Here is a 17,689-nt window from a genome sequence, read left to right as displayed (position 1 = left end):
GTTATTCTATCAAACTATTTCTTTTTTCTTCAATTTATACTACAATTGCAGTAATACAAGTTTTTTAGAAAGGAAGATATTTTTTGATATTATTTAATCCGATAAAAAATAAATATCCAAAAGGAGCTGTCTCTTCTTCTCAAGAGATTCTCTTTGAAGTATGGATTCATCAAGATTTTTATTTTAGAACACTTTCTCTTACTTTATTAAATGATTTTACACATCAAAAAAATATTTATCTATTACATAAAACGGACATTTTAGAAAAACATTATAGAAAATATACTGTTACCGTTCCAGCATTAGAAACAGGACTTTATTTTTATGATTTTGAAGTTACATTTGATGATTCAATTGGTTACTTGAAAAAACATGAATTTGATGCTGTTCTTACAATGGAAGAACAATCTTATGCTTCTTGGCAATTAACGGTTTATGATGCAGACTTCCAAACTCCAGATTGGATGAAAGGCAGTATTATGTATCAAATTTTCCCAGATCGCTTTAAAAAGAGTCCTCATTATCAAGCAACTGTTGCTGCTAATGAAGAAACAAGAGTTCGTCATGACGACTGGAATGCCATTCCATATTCTTCTATTACCCATGACAATTATCGAGCACAAGATTTCTTTATGGGAAATCTAAAAGGAATTCATGAAGAATTACCTTACTTTAAACAACTAAAGATTGATAGTATTTACTTGAATCCAATTGTTGAAAGTCCTGAAAATCATCGCTATTCTACTTCGGATTACTTTAATGTAGATCCTTATTTAGGTACGGTGCAAGACTTTAAAGATTTATGTAAAGACTTTAAAGAACATGATATTCGTATTACATTAGATGGAGTATTTAGCCATACGGGTGCAGATAGTATTTATTTCAACCGTTATGGTCATTATGACAGTGTGGGAGCTTACCAATCTCAAGATTCCCCATACTATCCATGGTTTACTTTTAATGAATTTCCAAATGTGTATCAATCATGGTGGGGATTCACGAATTTACCAACGGTTATTAAAGAAAATAAGGAATATCAAGAATTTATGTTTGATGCTCAAAATGGTGTCATTCCTTATTGGCAACGATTAGGAATTGGTGGATGGCGAATTGATGTTGCAGATGAATTTCCTGATTGTTTCATTGATCAATTAAGAAAGTCTGCTAAACAAGAAGATCCAGATTGCTTCTTATTAGGGGAAGTTTGGGAAGATGCAACAACTAAATTCTCTTACAACACAAGAAGAAGATATTTCTTAGGAAAACAATTTGATAGCGTCATGAATTATCCATGGAGAGATGCGATTATCCGCTTTGTTAAACATAAAAATGCACATCAATTTTCTCTAGCTCTATTAGAATTACTAGAAAACTATCCAAAACCTGCCTTGGATGTTTTAATGAATTTATTATCTACTCATGATACAGAAAGAATTTTAACAGTTTTAGCTTTCGAAAATCCTGAGGAATTTCCTGTTGAAAAACGACCAGATTACAAGCTAACGGAGAGTGAATATCAATTAGCAAAAGAAAGATTCTTTAGTGCCTCCTTTATTCAATTTACCCTTCCTGGTGTACCTAGTATTTACTATGGAGATGAAATTGGTATGTATGGCTTTAGAGATCCTTATAATCGTATGCCTTTCAAATTCAATGAGAAAGATGATGAAGTTTTAGCATTCTATCAAGAATTAACAAACTTTAGACATCAACACCAAGAAGATTTTAAATCAGACTGTGATATCATTAAAGTAGCCGATGGCTGTATTGCTTATAAACGTGGCAAACTATTATGTATCATCAATTTAGATGATTCTGCTCATTTTATTGGAAACTATTCAGGAGAAATCCATTACCAAAAAGGAGAATTTTACCCAACTCCTCATGGAACTGTAGTAGGACCAAATAGTTTCGGAGCCATTCAATTAAATTAAATTTTTCATATTAAAAGAGAGTGAACAGAAATACAGCTTGTATCCTATTCACTCTCTCATTTTTATCTTATCCACGAATGAGACTAAATAATGGAATTAACACAATCGGTAAAAACATTGCTGGTAAAAAGTTCATTACCTTAATTTTCGTTAATTCTAATAGATTCAATCCTAATGCAACAAGTAATAAAGAACCCACTGCAGACATTGCATAGACAATCGATTCACTTAAATACGGTGCTACAAATTGAGCGAGAACTATCATTCCCCCTTCATACAAGAGAATGGCTAATGCGGATAACATGACTCCTGCTCCTTTTGTCGTCGTCAAAATAATCGAAGCAAATCCATCAATTAAAGCTTTCGTTATTAAAATACCGTGATTATTTCTCAATCCTGCTTCAAGAGACCCCATTACCGCCATTGCTCCAACACAAAAAATTAATACAGCTGACACAAAACCTTCTGCCAATTGATTTTGAGCCCCTTCTTTGGAAAGTTTATCTTGAACCCACTCTGCAAATTTTCGAATATTCTCTTCTAATTGCATCATTTCCCCAAGATATCCTCCCAGCGAAATCGAAACAATTAACAAAATCATATCTTGATCTACTAAAGCTCCTTTTAATCCAATGATAAACGTGATTAATGCAAGACCTTGCATAATATGAGAAGACATCTTTTCAGACATTCCTCGTTTTAAGAATAATCCAATCATTGTACCAATCACAATCGCAATAACATTTATGATTACACCCATTTAATTCTAGCTCCTTTTAGCAATACTGCTACAAGTATACTGCTATTAAACTAGAAAATCCATTAGAATTTAGCAATTCTAATGGATTCCTTATTTACTTTAAAGAATTAAACCCATTCTCCATTTTCGTTTACATAGTATCCATCAGGAGTTTTCGTATTGACTAATAATTCACCTGATTCATCAACATAGTACCATTTTCCATTGACTTCAAACCATTGGTTTTCTTTCATTGCTCCACTTTCTTCTAAATAGAACCATTTTCCATTTAAGAATACCCAATCACTTTCCATCTTACCTGATCCATTATAGTAATACCATTTATTATCAATTTTTTCCCAAGTATTTCTTAAGTATTTTCCTTCAGAATTTACAAAATACCAAGTATTAGATTTTTGATCATGAATCCATTCTGACTTCGCCATGTATCCGCCAGGTTTTACATAGTAATCTCCAACCCATTGATTTTCAACATATTCTCCATTTGAATCAATAAAGAACCAGCTTTGATAAGTTACATCATAAACCCATTGATTACTTACCTTTTGTCCTTCTTCATTGATATAATGTTTACCATCAAAACCTTTCTTTTGAACAGGTGTTGTTTGAGTTGTATTAGAAGAGGTTGAAGATTGATTATTTGAAGCAATATAAGTATTCGTATTTGTCGTTGCTGCAGCTGTTGTTGTTTCAGCAGGTTGTAGACGATCTAATACTTCTTTCAATGGTGTCACATCGATAAATGGACTTGCTAGTGGTGTTTTTGTTTCAACAGCTTTTTCCATCTTAGCTTCTATATCTTTCATTAATTGGAAGACAGATTTTGCAACTGCAATTGATTTAGCAGTATATTCATCAGCATGTTCTTTTACATAATCATCAGATTTACCTGTATATTCATCAATTAATTGATTTTGGTAATCTATTAATAATGCTTCCATTTTTTCCCAATTTGAACGAATAGTCTTTCCAAATAAATCTGGATGATCCATCACCATTGTATCAATATTAGTAGCTACCCAATACCAAGAATTAGCATCATATTTATTTCCTCTTACTTTATAAGCTTCAAATGTATCTTTAATACTACCAAAATAAGGAACATATGGTGTATTACGTGAACGACCTAAACTTAACCACATTACCCCACCTAATGATTGTGGTAATTTTTGGTTAATTTGATAAACGTGTGGATCAATCACATTTTCGTTTCCTGGAGCATAAGCATATTTTCCATAGTTTGGATCAGATGGATCTGCTTGTTTTCTATAAGCATCTGTCTTAGTATCATAACCTGGCACTTGATCATCAGGTACTAATTCTCCGTTTAATGTTTCAAAACGATTTCTTTGAACATTTAAGCCATCGATTACAGTGAAATCTCTTCTTGGGCTATCTTGTAAAAATTCATAACGTTTATCTTGATAAGTTACGTTAGAAGATGGGTTTAATAACTTAATTCCTGCATACACACGTGAACGGTCACCACGTTCTAAAGGTGGCGCATAAGTAGCCGCTAAATCAATTTCCCCTTTACTTTCCTCCCCTACAAATACTCCTGCTTTTTTAGCAGTTTCAATAATTCCTTTTGAAGCAATAATATTTTCTTTATCATTAATATTCACTTTACCTAAGAAATACGTATTTGGAAATACAGAATATTTATCGTCTGGATATTTAAATGCTACATACTCATGACCTGAATAAATTTCCATATACCATAATTCGTTTTTATCAGCAAAAACAATAATATTTCCTTCTGCAGACCCTTTTTCATCAATTTCTTTTGCTAATAATTGAGCTGCTTCTTTAGCTGTTTTTACACGTGGTAAAATTAAATCTGTTACAATTGCTTCAGTAACTCCTGCTTTAACTAGTGGATCAATCGCCGGATATTCAACTTCATTTTCTGGTCCTTCCAAAACTCGTCCATCTGCTGCAACTTTTGGAGCTTTTCCTCCTACAACTTCACTACGTGGTGTTGCTGTTACTGTTGCAGTCATTGAAACCCCATGTTCATTAAAACCATGTTCAGAGAAAATACCTTCATTTGAATCTCTTGAATCATCCGCTACTACTGTATATTTATATTCATGTTTTAAATGAGGATAAACTGTTCCAGTTGATTTATCCAAGAGAATATCTCCTTCTTTATAATCCTTAGCAGGATTTACAAAGAAATTTTTATTATGAGTATGTTCTTGAGTTCCATCTTCGTGTGGATATGGATAATCTTCCGTACGTCCATATAAGAACGAACCATCTTTTGTTAGTCCCTTACCAATAATAAATGCAGAACAAGCTTCAACAGCTTGTTGAGATAACACAAGTCCAATAAGGACAGTAGATAATAATGTCTTACTAACTTTTTTATTCATAGCTATCCCCTCTTTTTAAAAGAATCTATTATGGTTAAACGATTATTTTAACCAATTGTAGAATACGCTTTCTTTGTTATAAAATCAATACTTTTCATTGATTTATAATAATTATAATGATTATATAAAAAAAGAACCGAATATAATTCGGTTCTTTTTCGATTGCCACTATATGTATGCTCTACAAGTAGTTTGGCTATCAGTTTATCGACAAATTAAGCGTGTAGTTTTTCACTAGCTGACGTTGCAGGTTGTGAAGCAGTTGTTGCTGTAGTAGGTGCTACATTTTCTTCTACTTTATCATTGGCTACAGGTTTTTCCTTTTCAGTTGGAGTACTTGTAACATTTGTAGATGTTTCCTCAGCTTTTGGAGTTGTTGTATTTTCAGAAGTTGCTTGATCTTTAGATTTTGGTGTTGCTAAATCTTTCTTCACTTCTTCAGATAGTTCTTCAGTGAAATCTGAAGTTGGGATTGAATTATCTTTATCTTCTTGATCCAACGCAATTTCAGCCATTTCTTTCATCTCAGCTAATTTACTCATAGATTCTTCATCATCTGGTTTTGCAATTGCCTTGTATTTTTCACCAACACGTGTATCCACTTTTTCAGATGGATTTTCATAAACTTTCTTAAGTTCATTTTTTGTAAGGTATGATGGACTAATTACAGCTTCAGTTGTTCCTGTTTCACCTGGAATGAATTTTGCTTTTGAAATTTTTGAAATTAACTCTGAAACTTTTTCTCTTAATTCAAAAGGTAATGGTTTGTCTTGTACATGTTGTGTAAAGAAATATAAATATTTCATCGCTTCAACTCCAAGACGTTTATTTGCATCTTGTAAAGCTTGTACATAATCTCTTACTGCTTCTAAAGCTTTCATATCTTTGGCTTCGATAGCTTTATTTGCTGCAGCTCTTAATTCATCTTTTGTAACATTATAATCTTTTAATTCCAATTCATTGATCATACGAATAACACTTTCGTGTAATGCGTTTAGAGCTTTCTCTTCTTTAGAAAGTTCTGGTGTTGTTACTGTTGATGCTTTTTCAATATATTTTTCATCAAATTGTTTTAATAACTCTAAATATCCTTGAGTTGAATTTCCTTTTTCATCTAAACGTTCTTTAATTTCACGTAAACTTGTAAGGATACGACTTAATTCAACAGGTTGAGTTTTATATTTTTCAGCTGCTTTATTTGCTAAAGATTCAATTTGATTTTCAACTGCTTTAGTATCTAAATCTCCAGCAATATAAGTTGGTGTAATTTCTTTCAATTTATTCGCAACATATTTTTTAGCACCTTCAATATTTTGAATTTTTAGAGAGTGACTATGGTCTCCATGTGGTACTTCAAATTTATCGCCTAAAATTCGAATATCTTTTACAGAAATTCCCATACGTTTTGCTAAAGAAGCAATTTCTTGTGCAAATCTTAATTCAGGGTCAATTGATTCATCTGAACTTGGAACTTCAAAATTACGTAGTGGAATCGCCCAAGGATGGATATGTGTTTTATCTTGACCTTGTTCCATATTTTGGAAAGCAAATACTTTTCCTACATATTTTCCATCTTTATAAGCAGATTCTAATTTAATTGAATCTCTTTCAACACCATATGCATAAGCAATGTAGTCCAAATATTTTTGAACTTCCGGAGATTTTTCATTTAAATCTTTTTCATTTGGAATTGTAGAATCATGGTTATCTGAAGTTACTTCACCGTCATGGTCGTGGTGCTCACCTTCATGTTCATGTTTGTCGCCATCATGGTCATGATGCTCACCTTCGTGGTCATGTTTATCTCCTTCATGCTCATGGTGGTGATTATCTAAAATTGGTTTTCCATTTTTGTCTTTATAAACAAAATGGAAATGATTGCCATGACGTACTACATATCCAGATTCAGTTTCACTTACAATATCTTCTTTTCTAAAGACAAAGCCATCATGGTCATGTTTGTCACCTTCGTGGTCGTGGTGCTCACCTTCATGGTCATGTTTGTCACCTTCGTGGTCATGGTGATCTAAAATTGGATTTCCTTGTTTATCTTTATAAATAAAGTGGAAATGATCTCCATGACGTACTACATAACCTTCTGCTGTTTCACTAACAATATCTTTTTTATCAAATACATACCCATCATGGTCATGGTGCTCGCCTTCATGATCATGTTTGTCACCTTCATGGTCGTGGTGCTCACCTTCGTGTTCATGGTGTTCAGCACTAGCTGCTGGTTTCCCATCTTTATCCTTGTAAATAAAGTGGAAGTGATCTCCATGACGTACTACATAACCTTCTGCTGTTTCACTAACAATATCTTTTTTATCAAATACATACCCATCATGGTCATGGTGTTCACCTTCGTGGTCGTGATGTTCTCCATCGTGTTCATGGTGCTCACCTTCGTGTTCATGGTGCTCTGTAGTTACTACTGGATTTCCTTGTTTATCTTTATATATAAAATGGAAATGGTCCCCGTGTCTTACGACATATCCTGTTTCTGTCTCACTAACAACATCTTTTTTATCAAATACATACCCATCTTCTTCATGATGTTCATGTGCTACTGAATTTGTAGCCAATGTTGTTGCAATTGTTTGTTGGGCATTGTTTTTATAAATAAAGTGGAAGTGATCTCCGTGACGAACAACATATCCCATTTCATTTTCTTCTACAATATCATTTGGATTAAAAACATATCCATCATCTGCAGAACTAATTGCTGTTGCAGAACTCTTTTGTTCATAAATAGCATCTGCTGGAGGAGCTCCGTATACAAAATGGTAGTGATCTCCATGTTTTTTTAAATATCCATTTTCGAATACTTCTCCAACAATAGTTTTCGGTTTATTATTTTTAATCTCTTCTGCAAGTTTTTCAAATTTAGTCATTTGAGCATTAGAAACTGTTGTTTCTTCAACTTGCTGTTGAGAATTATTATCTGTTTGTCCTTGAAATAGTCCACAAGCTGCTGTGCTAAGTGCAATAACACTACTTAAGCTTGCCATCCAAAGTTGTTTTCTAGTTGGCTTCATATTTATCTCCTTTTAAATCGTAAATATTACGTTTTATAAAATAACCCTTTTTTCATCTTTTGTCAAGACTTATCTCCTATTTTTTATTATAAAAATAGCATAAAAATCTAGTTATCCGCATAAAAACTGGACTTATCACACTTTATCAAGGTCAAAACCACTCAATTTACTACTAATTTACTACTTATGAATGAGCTTTGATACGACGATTTATCCTTGAAAAGTGAAGATATAAAGATACTTCCAATAAAATTTGAATATTTAATAGGTAGACACTTCAAAAAATGAGGTGTCTATTTTTTTACCCGATTTTGAAAGGAAGTGAACTTATGAAAACAAAAAATCAAGAATCAAAAGGTCGTTCCCCACTCTTTAAGACCATCAAACATTCATTCAGCCAATAAAAAAGAAAGGATAGGTAAAAATATGGAACTTAAATTTGTGATTCCCAACATGGAAAAAACATTCGGCAATTTAGAATTTGCTGGCGAGGATAAAGTCGTTCAGCGAAGAATCAACGGACGGCTAACTGTCTTATCAAGAAGCTATAATCTCTATTCTGATGTTCAAAGAGCAGATGATATTGTGGTGGTGCTTCCTGCTGAAGCTGGCGAAAAACATTTCGGCTTTGAGGAACGTGTGAAGTTAGTCAATCCACGTATTACCGCAGAGGGCTACAAAATCGGCACTCGTGGTTTTACAAATTACCTTTTACATGCTGACGACATGATAAAAGAATAAAGAAAGAGAGGAAAAATGATGAGATTAGCAAATGGCATTGTATTAGATAAAGACACGACTTTTGGAGAATTGAAATTCTCTGCTCTACGTCGTGAAGTGAGAATCCAAAATGAAGACGGGTCGGTTTCAGATGAAATCAAGGAACGTACCTATGACTTAAAATCCAAAGGACAAGGACGCATGATTCAAGTAAGTATTCCTGCCAGCGTGCCTTTGAAAGAGTTTGATTATAACGCACGGGTGGAACTTATCAATCCCATTGCGGACACCGTTGCTACTGCCACCTATCAAGGAGCAGATGTTGACTGGTATATCAAGGCAGACGATATTGTGCTGACAAAGGATTCTAGTTCATTCAAAGCTCAACCACAAGCAAAGAAAGAACCGACACAAGACAAATAGTCGCTAGGTAGAAAGGAGACTTTTTCGCATGAAACAGCGTGGTAAAAGGATTCGCCCATCTGGTAAAGATTTAGTCTTTCATTTTACGATAGCGTCACTCCTGCCTGTTTTCCTGCTGGTTGTCGGACTGTTTCATGTGAAGACAATCCAGCAGATCAACTGGCAGGATTTTAACCTATCACAAGCAGATAAGATTGACATTCCCTATTTAATTATCAGTTTCAGTGTCGCAATTCTTATCTGCTTGCTGGTAGCGTTTGTATTCAAACGGGTTCGCTATGATACGGTTAAACAACTTTACCACCGTCAAAAACTGGCAAAGATGATACTTGAAAACAAGTGGTATGAATCTGAACAGGTCAAAACAGAGGGTTTCTTTAAAGATAGTGCTGGTCGTACAAAGGAAAAGATAACCTACTTCCCTAAAATGTATTATCGACTTAAAAATGGCTTGATACAGATACGGGTGGAAATCACGCTGGGAAAATATCAAGACCAACTCTTACACTTGGAAAAGAAATTAGAGAGTGGCTTGTACTGTGAGCTGACGGATAAAGAGTTAAAGGATTCCTATGTGGAATATACTTTGCTCTATGACACCATAGCCAGTCGTATTTCTATTGATGAAGTAGAAGCTAAAGATGGTAAACTTCGCTTAATGAAAAACGTATGGTGGGAATATGATAAGCTCCCTCATATGTTGATTGCTGGTGGTACAGGTGGCGGTAAAACTTACTTTATACTGACACTGATTGAAGCCTTGCTTCATACAGATTCAAAACTGTATATTCTTGACCCGAAAAATGCTGATCTTGCGGACTTAGGTTCTGTGATGGCAAATGTCTACTATAGAAAAGAAGACTTGCTTTCTTGCATTGAAACATTCTATGAAGAAATGATGAAACGTAGTGAGGAAATGAAGCAGATGAAGAACTATAAGACTGGCAAAAATTATGCTTACTTAGGTCTCCCGGCACACTTCTTAATCTTTGATGAATACGTCGCTTTCATGGAAATGCTGGGAACAAAAGAAAACACCGCAGTTATGAATAAGCTGAAACAGATTGTCATGTTAGGTCGTCAAGCTGGCTTCTTTCTAATACTGGCTTGTCAACGTCCAGACGCAAAATATTTAGGCGACGGAATCCGTGATCAGTTTAATTTCAGAGTGGCTTTAGGTCGTATGTCTGAAATGGGCTATGGCATGATGTTTGGCAGTGACGTACAAAAGGATTTCTTCTTAAAGCGAATCAAAGGTCGTGGCTATGTTGATGTAGGAACAAGTGTCATATCAGAGTTTTATACTCCCCTTGTACCAAAAGGATATGATTTCTTGGAGGAAATTAAAAAGTTATCCAACAGCAGACAGTCCACGCAGGCGACGTGCGAAGCGGAAGTCGCAGGTGTGGACTGATCTTGCTGGCTGGTGTGGCAATAGCCACGCCAGCACTTAACCCCCCGTATCTAACAGGGGGGTACAAATCGACAGGAAACAGTCAAAAAAACATTAGAAAATCCTTTGGTTACAAGGGATTTACAAAATTTCAGCGTATGTCAAATGGGCTTTAAAAGTTGACATACGCCTTTTTGATTGGAGGGATTTTTACTGAATGAACAAACTTGGTTACAGCATTTAAAAGAAAAACGCTTGGCTTATGGACTATCTCAAAACCGTTTAGCTGTTGCGACTGGTATTACAAGGCAGTATCTAAGCGATATTGAAACAGGAAAAGTCAAGCCATCAGAGGATTTACAGCAGTCCCTTTGGGAAGCTCTGGAACGCTTCAATCCCGACGCTCCCCTTGAAATGCTGTTTGATTATGTAAGAATTCGCTTTCCGACAACAGACGTACAGCAGGTGGTCGAAAACATCTTACAACTGAAACTGTCCTATTTTCTTCATGAGGACTATGGTTTCTATTCTTATTCAGAGCATTATGCTTTAGGCGACATATTCGTCCTTTGCTCCCATGAACTGGACAAAGGAGTTCTGGTGGAATTGAAAGGTCGTGGGTGCAGACAATTTGAAAGCTATCTTCTGGCACAACAAAGAAGCTGGTATGAGTTCTTTATGGACGTTTTGGTGGCTGGCGGTGTGATGAAACGCCTTGACCTTGCCATTAACGATAAGACAGGGATTTTAAATATCCCTGTACTCACTGAAAAGTGCCAACAGGAAGAATGTATCTCCGTCTTCCGCAGTTTTAAAAGCTATCGCAGTGGCGAACTGGTACGCAAAGAGGAAAAGGAATGTATGGGAAACACCCTCTATATCGGTTCATTACAAAGTGAAGTTTATTTCTGTATCTATGAAAAGGACTACGAGCAGTACAAGAAAAATGATATTCCCATTGAAGACGCAGAAGTAAAAAACCGTTTTGAGATTCGATTGAAAAATGAGCGTGCCTATTATGCAGTCCGTGATTTACTCGTCTATGACAATCCAGAGCATACCGCCTTTAAAATTATCAATCGGTATATCCGTTTTGTAGATAAAGACGATTCCAAACCTCGTTCTGATTGGAAACTGAATGAAGAATGGGCTTGGTTTATTGGGAACAATCGTGAACGATTAAAACTAACCACAAAACCAGAGCCTTACTCCTTCCAAAGGACGCTGAACTGGCTATCTCATCAAGTTGCCCCGACCTTAAAGGTTGCGATTAAACTTGATGAAATCAACCAGACGCAGGTTGTAAAAGACATTCTCGACCATGCGAAACTGACAGACCGACACAAGCAGATTTTGAAGCAACAGTCAGTAAAAGAACAGGACGTGATAACAACAAAAAAATAACTCAAATACAAATTCATTGAATATAGAGAGGAGAACATTTTTATGAATTTTGGACAAAACCTTTATAACTGGTTTCTATCAAACGCTCAATCACTGGTGCTTTTAGCAATCGTTGTGATTGGCTTGTATCTTGGCTTCAAGCGTGAGTTTAGCAAACTGATTGGCTTTTTAATTATTGCGATTATTGCGGTTGGCTTAGTCTTCAACGCTGCTGGAGTAAAAGACATTTTACTAGAGCTATTCAATCGCATTATTGGTGCTTAAATAAAACCGTTCTTTTGTGGAATATAAGTGGTTTTCTTATGTTCCGCAAAGGAATGGTACACCAAACGAAGTGCGGTAGGGATTTTTGAATCTCTACAAAGAAAGGACGTGAATATATGGACGATATGCAAGTCTATATTGCGAATTTAGGCAAATACAATGAGGGCGAATTGGTCGGTGCGTGGTTTACCTTTCCCATTGACTTTGAGGAAGTCAAAGAGAAAATCGGCTTGAATGATGAATATGAGGAATACGCCATTCATGACTACGAGTTACCCTTTACGGTTGACGAATACACTTCCATTGGCGAACTCAATCGACTATGGGAAATGGTATCGGAATTACCCGAAGAATTACAATCGGAGCTATCTGCTCTGCTCACTCATTTTTCAAGCATTGAAGAACTAAGCGAACATCAAGAGGATATTATCATTCATTCCGATTGTGATGATATGTATGACGTGGCACGCTACTACATTGAAGAAACGGGTGCTTTAGGCGAAGTACCAGCTAGTCTTCAAAACTATATTGATTATCAAGCCTATGGTCGGGATTTAGACCTTTCAGGAACGTTTATCTCAACCAATCATGGGATTTTTGAAATCGTCTATTAAATCTGTCGGTACATTACTACTGGCAGATTTTCTATTTTACGGGGTGGCTCAATCAGCTACCCCTATTTTTTATGAAAGGATTGATTACATGAAGAAAATACGAAGCTATACCAGTATCTGGTCTGTGGAAAAGGTACTGTATTCTATCAATGATTTTAGACTTCCGTTTCCCATAACCTTTACGCAAATGACATGGTTTGTCGTGTCACTCTTTGCAGTGATGATACTTGGCAACTTGCCCCCTCTTTCCATGATAGAGGGAGCATTTCTCAAATACTTTGGGATTCCTGTGGCTTTCACATGGTTTATGTCTACAAAAACTTTTGATGGTAAAAAGCCTTATGGATTTTTGAAGTCTGTCATTGCTTATGCACTGCGACCAAAGCTGACCTATGCAGGAAAAAAAGTAACGCTTGGCAGAAACCAGCCACAAGAAGCCATTACAGCAGTTAGGAGTGAATTTTATGGCATATCCAATTAAATACATTGAAAACAATCTCGTCTGGAATAAAGACGGGGAATGTTATGCTTACTATGAGCTTGTTCCTTACAATTACTCATTTCTAAGTCCAGAACAGAAAATACAAGTGCATGATTCTTTCAGACAGCTTATCGCACAAAATCGTGATAGCAAAATTCATGCTTTACAAATCAGTACAGAATCCAGCATACGTTCTGCACAAGAGCGTTCCAAAAATGAAGTCACTGGCAAGCTCAAAGCGGTTGCCTATGACAAAATCGACCAACAGACAGACGCTTTAATATCCATGATTGGCGAAAATCAAGTGAACTACCGTTTCTTTATCGGCTTTAAGTTGCTTCTCAACGATCAGGAGTTTTCTATGAAAAGTCTTACCGTTGAAGCAAAAAATGCTTTGTCTGATTTTGTCTATGATGTGAACCATAAGCTGATGGGCGATTTTGTTAGTATGAGTAATGATGAAATCCTGCGTTTTCAGAAGATGGAAAAGCTCTTAGAAAATAAAATCTCTCGTCGTTTCAAAATCCGCAGGTTAGATAAGGACGACTTCGGCTATCTGATTGAACACCTTTACGGACAGACAGGCACTGCCTATGAAGAGTATGAGTACCATCTATCAAAGAAAAAGCTGGATAATGAAACGCTGATTAAATACTATGACTTGATTAAGCCTACTCGCTGTTTGGTGGAAGAAAAACAGCGATATTTGAAAATCCAGCAGGAAGATGAAACCGTCTATGTAGCTTACTTTACCATTAACAGCATTGTCGGAGAACTGGACTTCCCGTCCTCTGAAATCTTCTACTACCAGCAACAGCAATTTACATTCCCGATTGATACGTCAATGAATGTGGAAATTGTAGCGAATCGTAAAGCCCTATCTACTGTCCGCAATAAAAAGAAAGAACTGAAAGACTTGGATAACCACGCTTGGCAAAGTGATAATGAAACCAGCTCCAATGTGGCGGAAGCTCTGGAAAGTGTGAATGAGCTGGAAACCAATTTAGACCAAAGCAAGGAATCTATGTACAAGCTGTCTTATGTGGTAAGGGTATCAGCAAATGATCTTGACGAACTCAAACGTCGTTGTAATGAAGTGAAAGATTTTTATGACGATTTAAGCGTAAAACTGGTACGACCATTTGGGGATATGCTCGGCTTACATGAAGAATTTTTACCTGCCAGCAAGCGTTATATGAATGATTATATTCAATACGTGACCTCTGATTTCCTCGCTGGTTTAGGTTTTGGTGCTACTCAAATGCTGGGGGAAAATGAGGGGATTTATGTTGGCTACAGCTTAGATACTGGACGCAATGTCTATCTGAAACCTGCTCTTGCCAGTCAAGGGGTTAAGGGTTCAGTAACCAATGCGTTAGCGTCGGCTTTTGTTGGTTCGCTGGGTGGTGGTAAATCCTTTGCGAATAACCTTATCGTCTATTATGCGGTGCTTTATGGGGCACAAGCAGTGATTGTAGACCCAAAAGCAGAACGTGGCAGATGGAAAGAAACCTTGCCAGAGATTTCCCATGAAATCAATATCGTCACTCTGACTTCTGATGAGAAAAACAAAGGCTTACTTGACCCTTATGTGATTATGAAAAATCCCAAAGATTCTGAATCACTGGCTATTGATATTCTGACATTCCTTACGGGGATTTCCTCTCGTGATGGGGAACGCTTCCCAATCCTTAGAAAAGCCATTCGTGCAGTAACCAATAGTGAAGTACGAGGGTTGATGAAAGTGATTGAGGAATTACGGGTTGAGAATACGCCACTAAGTACCAGTATAGCCGACCATATCGAAAGTTTTACAGACTATGACTTTGCACATTTATTATTCAGTAATGGTTATGTGGAGCAGTCTATCAGCTTAGAAAAACAACTGAACATTATACAGGTTGCGGACTTGGTACTTCCCGACAAGGAAACTTCCTTTGAGGAATATACCACTATGGAGCTTTTATCCGTTGCTATGCTGATTGTCATTAGTACCTTTGCTTTAGACTTTATCCATACAGACCGAAGCATTTTCAAGATTGTAGATTTAGACGAAGCATGGAGCTTTTTACAGGTAGCACAAGGAAAAACACTATCTATGAAGCTGGTTCGGGCTGGTCGTGCTATGAACGCTGGGGTATATTTCGTGACCCAAAATACAGACGACCTCTTAGATGAAAAACTGAAAAATAACCTCGGCTTAAAATTTGCATTTCGTTCCACTGACCTTAACGAGATTAAAAAGACCTTAGCCTTTTTTGGTGTAGACCCAGAGGACGAAAACAATCAGAAGCGATTGCGTGATTTGGAAAACGGGCAATGCCTTATCAGTGATTTATATGGTCGTGTCGGTGTGATACAGTTCCACCCTGTATTTGAAGAACTGCTCCATGCCTTTGATACCAGACCACCTGTGCGAAAAGAGGTGTAAATGTGAAACCATCAATAGTAAACAGAATAAAATCAAACTGGACGCTGAAACGTCTAGGTAAAGTGGCAATGACAGTGGCTTTCACACTTGTGATTGCCATTTTTCTTTTAGCCATGCTGGGAACGGTGGTTCAAGCTGCGGGCTTGGTAGATGATACGGTCAATGTGGCAAATGAATACAGCCGATACCCACTTGAAAACTATCAACTGGATTTTTATGTGGATAATAGCTGGGGCTGGCTTCCGTGGAACTGGTCGGACGGGATTGGAAAACAGGTCATGTATGGACTATATGCCATTACCAATTTTATTTGGACAATCAGTTTGTATGTTTCCAATGCGACAGGTTACTTAGTACAGGAAGCCTATTCCTTAGACTTCATTTCCGCTACAGCAGATTCCATTGGTAAGAATATGCAGACCTTAGCTGGTGTGAGTGCAAACGGATTTTCAACAGAGGGTTTCTATGTTGGATTCCTCTTACTCTTGATTTTGGTTCTTGGGGTTTATGTTGCCTATACGGGACTGATAAAGAGAGAAACCACAAAGGCAATTCATGCCATTATGAATTTTGTGCTGGTGTTTATCCTATCGGCTTCCTTTATTGCCTACGCTCCCGACTACATTAAAAAAATCAATGACTTTTCATCAGACATCAGTAATGCCAGTTTATCACTTGGCACGAAGATTGTCATGCCCCATTCCGATAGTCAAGGCAAGGACAGCGTGGACTTAATCAGAGATAGCCTGTTTTCCATACAGGTTCAGCAACCGTGGCTACTGCTTCAATACAACAGTTCAGACATTGAAAGTATCGGTATTGACCGTGTGGAAAGCCTGCTCTCCACCAGCCCAGATTCCAACAATGGCGAAGACAGAGAAAAAATTGTTGCGGAAGAAATTGAAGACAGAAGCAATACCAATCTAACCATTACAAAGACCATTAACCGTTTAGGTACAGTCTTCTTCCTATTTGTCTTCAATATTGGGATTTCCATATTTGTATTCCTATTAACAGGAATCATGATTTTCTCGCAGGTACTTTTTATCATCTATGCTATGTTTCTGCCTGTGAGCTTTATTTTAAGCATGATTCCATCATTTGATGGTATGTCAAAACGAGCCATAACAAAGCTCTTTAATACCATTTTGACACGAGCTGGAATCACATTGATTATTACGACAGCATTTAGTATTTCAACCATGCTCTATACCTTATCGGCTGGTTATCCGTTCTTTTTGATTGCTTTTCTACAGATTGTGACCTTTGCAGGAATCTACTTCAAGCTGGGCGATTTAATGAGTATGTTTTCTCTACAGAGTAACGATTCTCAAAGTGTGGGAAGTCGTGTGATGAGAAAACCTCGTATGCTTATGCACGCTCACATGCACCGTCTACAGCGGAAACTTGGACGTTCCATGACTACTCTAGGGGCTGGGTCTGCCATTGTTACAGGTAAAAAAGGACAGTCGGGTTCGGGGAGTTCTGCAAGGACACAAGCAGATCACTCCCGACCAGACGGAAAGGAAAAATCAACACTTGGAAAACGTATCGGTCAAACCATCGGTACAGTAGCTGATACCAAAGACAGAATGGTAGACACTGCTAGTGGTTTGAAAGAACAGGTTAAAGATTTGCCGACCAATGCAAGATATGCAGTATATCAAGGAAAATCCAAAGTAAAAGAGAATGTCCGTGATTTAACCAGTAGTATTTCTCAAACCAAAGCGGACAGAGCCAGTGGACGCAAGGAACAGCAGGAACAAAGGCGAAAAACCATTGCGAAGCGTCGCTCTGAAATGGAACAGGTCAAACAGAAAAAACAGCCTGCTTCTTCTGTTCATGAAAG

Annotated in this window: 14 protein-coding genes; 11 read left to right on the top strand and 3 right to left on the bottom strand. The window is 36.8% G+C overall.

Going from position 1 to position 17,689, the window contains the following annotated elements:
• Nucleotides 1–83 precede the first annotated feature (83 nt).
• Nucleotides 84–1,934 carry a glycoside hydrolase family 13 protein gene (locus RWM24_RS06990; RefSeq protein WP_314112858.1) on the top strand — a complete coding sequence of 617 codons (1,851 nt, stop codon included), beginning with the start codon at nt 84–86 and terminating at the stop codon, nt 1,932–1,934.
• Nucleotides 1,935–2,001: 67 nt separating this feature from the next.
• Here RWM24_RS06990 and RWM24_RS06985 read toward each other — a convergent pair whose 3' ends face one another.
• The 3 genes from RWM24_RS06985 to RWM24_RS06975 all read right to left on the bottom strand — a co-directional run bounded on the left by RWM24_RS06985 (nt 2,002) and on the right by RWM24_RS06975 (nt 8,110).
• The gene (locus RWM24_RS06985) at nt 2,002–2,694 is read right to left on the bottom strand and encodes a DUF554 domain-containing protein (RefSeq protein WP_314112857.1); all 693 of its coding nucleotides are present in this window, start codon (nt 2,692–2,694) and stop codon (nt 2,002–2,004) included.
• A gap of 107 nt (nt 2,695–2,801) precedes the next feature.
• A complete protein-coding gene (locus tag RWM24_RS06980) occupies nt 2,802–5,072 on the bottom strand; it encodes a C69 family dipeptidase (RefSeq protein WP_314112855.1) in 2,271 nt (756 codons plus the stop codon).
• 215 nt (nt 5,073–5,287) lie between these two features.
• On the bottom strand, nt 5,288–8,110 hold the full coding sequence (locus tag RWM24_RS06975; RefSeq protein ID WP_314112853.1) for a pneumococcal-type histidine triad protein: 2,823 nt from the start codon (nt 8,108–8,110) through the stop codon (nt 5,288–5,290).
• A 426-nt stretch (nt 8,111–8,536) separates the two neighbouring features.
• Here RWM24_RS06975 and RWM24_RS06970 point away from each other — a divergent pair, with 426 nt between their 5' ends.
• The 10 genes from RWM24_RS06970 to RWM24_RS06925 form a co-directional block, all read left to right on the top strand.
• Nucleotides 8,537–8,851 carry a YdcP family protein gene (locus tag RWM24_RS06970; RefSeq protein ID WP_000420682.1) on the top strand — a complete coding sequence of 105 codons (315 nt, stop codon included), beginning with the start codon at nt 8,537–8,539 and terminating at the stop codon, nt 8,849–8,851.
• 15 nt (nt 8,852–8,866) lie between these two features.
• Complete coding sequence (locus RWM24_RS06965; protein ID WP_000985015.1) at nt 8,867–9,253, top strand: YdcP family protein; 387 nt, start codon at nt 8,867–8,869, stop codon at nt 9,251–9,253.
• 28 nt (nt 9,254–9,281) lie between these two features.
• Complete coding sequence (locus tag RWM24_RS06960; protein ID WP_000813488.1) at nt 9,282–10,667, top strand: FtsK/SpoIIIE domain-containing protein; 1,386 nt, start codon at nt 9,282–9,284, stop codon at nt 10,665–10,667.
• A 2-nt stretch (nt 10,668–10,669) separates the two neighbouring features.
• Entirely contained in the window at nt 10,670–10,822 is a 153-nt protein-coding gene (locus RWM24_RS06955) for a hypothetical protein (RefSeq protein WP_000879507.1), read from the top strand.
• 22 nt (nt 10,823–10,844) lie between these two features.
• Nucleotides 10,845–12,050, top strand: coding sequence for a MobT family relaxase (mobT, locus tag RWM24_RS06950; protein WP_000398284.1), 1,206 nt, complete (start codon nt 10,845–10,847; stop codon nt 12,048–12,050).
• A 42-nt stretch (nt 12,051–12,092) separates the two neighbouring features.
• On the top strand, nt 12,093–12,314 hold the full coding sequence (locus RWM24_RS06945) for a hypothetical protein (RefSeq protein WP_001009056.1): 222 nt from the start codon (nt 12,093–12,095) through the stop codon (nt 12,312–12,314).
• Nucleotides 12,315–12,430: 116 nt separating this feature from the next.
• Nucleotides 12,431–12,928: an antirestriction protein ArdA gene (locus tag RWM24_RS06940; protein ID WP_000342539.1), complete on the top strand. Its 498-nt coding sequence runs from the start codon at nt 12,431–12,433 to the stop codon at nt 12,926–12,928.
• An 88-nt stretch (nt 12,929–13,016) separates the two neighbouring features.
• Nucleotides 13,017–13,409 carry a conjugal transfer protein gene (locus tag RWM24_RS06935; RefSeq protein WP_000723888.1) on the top strand — a complete coding sequence of 131 codons (393 nt, stop codon included), beginning with the start codon at nt 13,017–13,019 and terminating at the stop codon, nt 13,407–13,409.
• The gene (locus tag RWM24_RS06930; RefSeq protein ID WP_314112806.1) at nt 13,393–15,840 is read left to right on the top strand and encodes an ATP-binding protein; all 2,448 of its coding nucleotides are present in this window, start codon (nt 13,393–13,395) and stop codon (nt 15,838–15,840) included. The genes RWM24_RS06935 and RWM24_RS06930 overlap by 17 nt, the downstream gene beginning before the upstream one ends.
• Before the next feature lie 2 nt (nt 15,841–15,842).
• On the top strand, nt 15,843–17,689 hold a 1,847-nt coding region (locus RWM24_RS06925; RefSeq protein WP_314112804.1), incomplete at its 3' end, for a CD3337/EF1877 family mobilome membrane protein.

This window comes from uncultured Granulicatella sp. (assembly GCF_963516875.1).
GTDB lineage: Bacteria > Bacillota > Bacilli > Lactobacillales > Aerococcaceae > Granulicatella.
The sequence above is the reverse complement of the archived record's forward strand: the minus strand, read 5'-3'. Positions and strand labels throughout refer to the sequence as shown.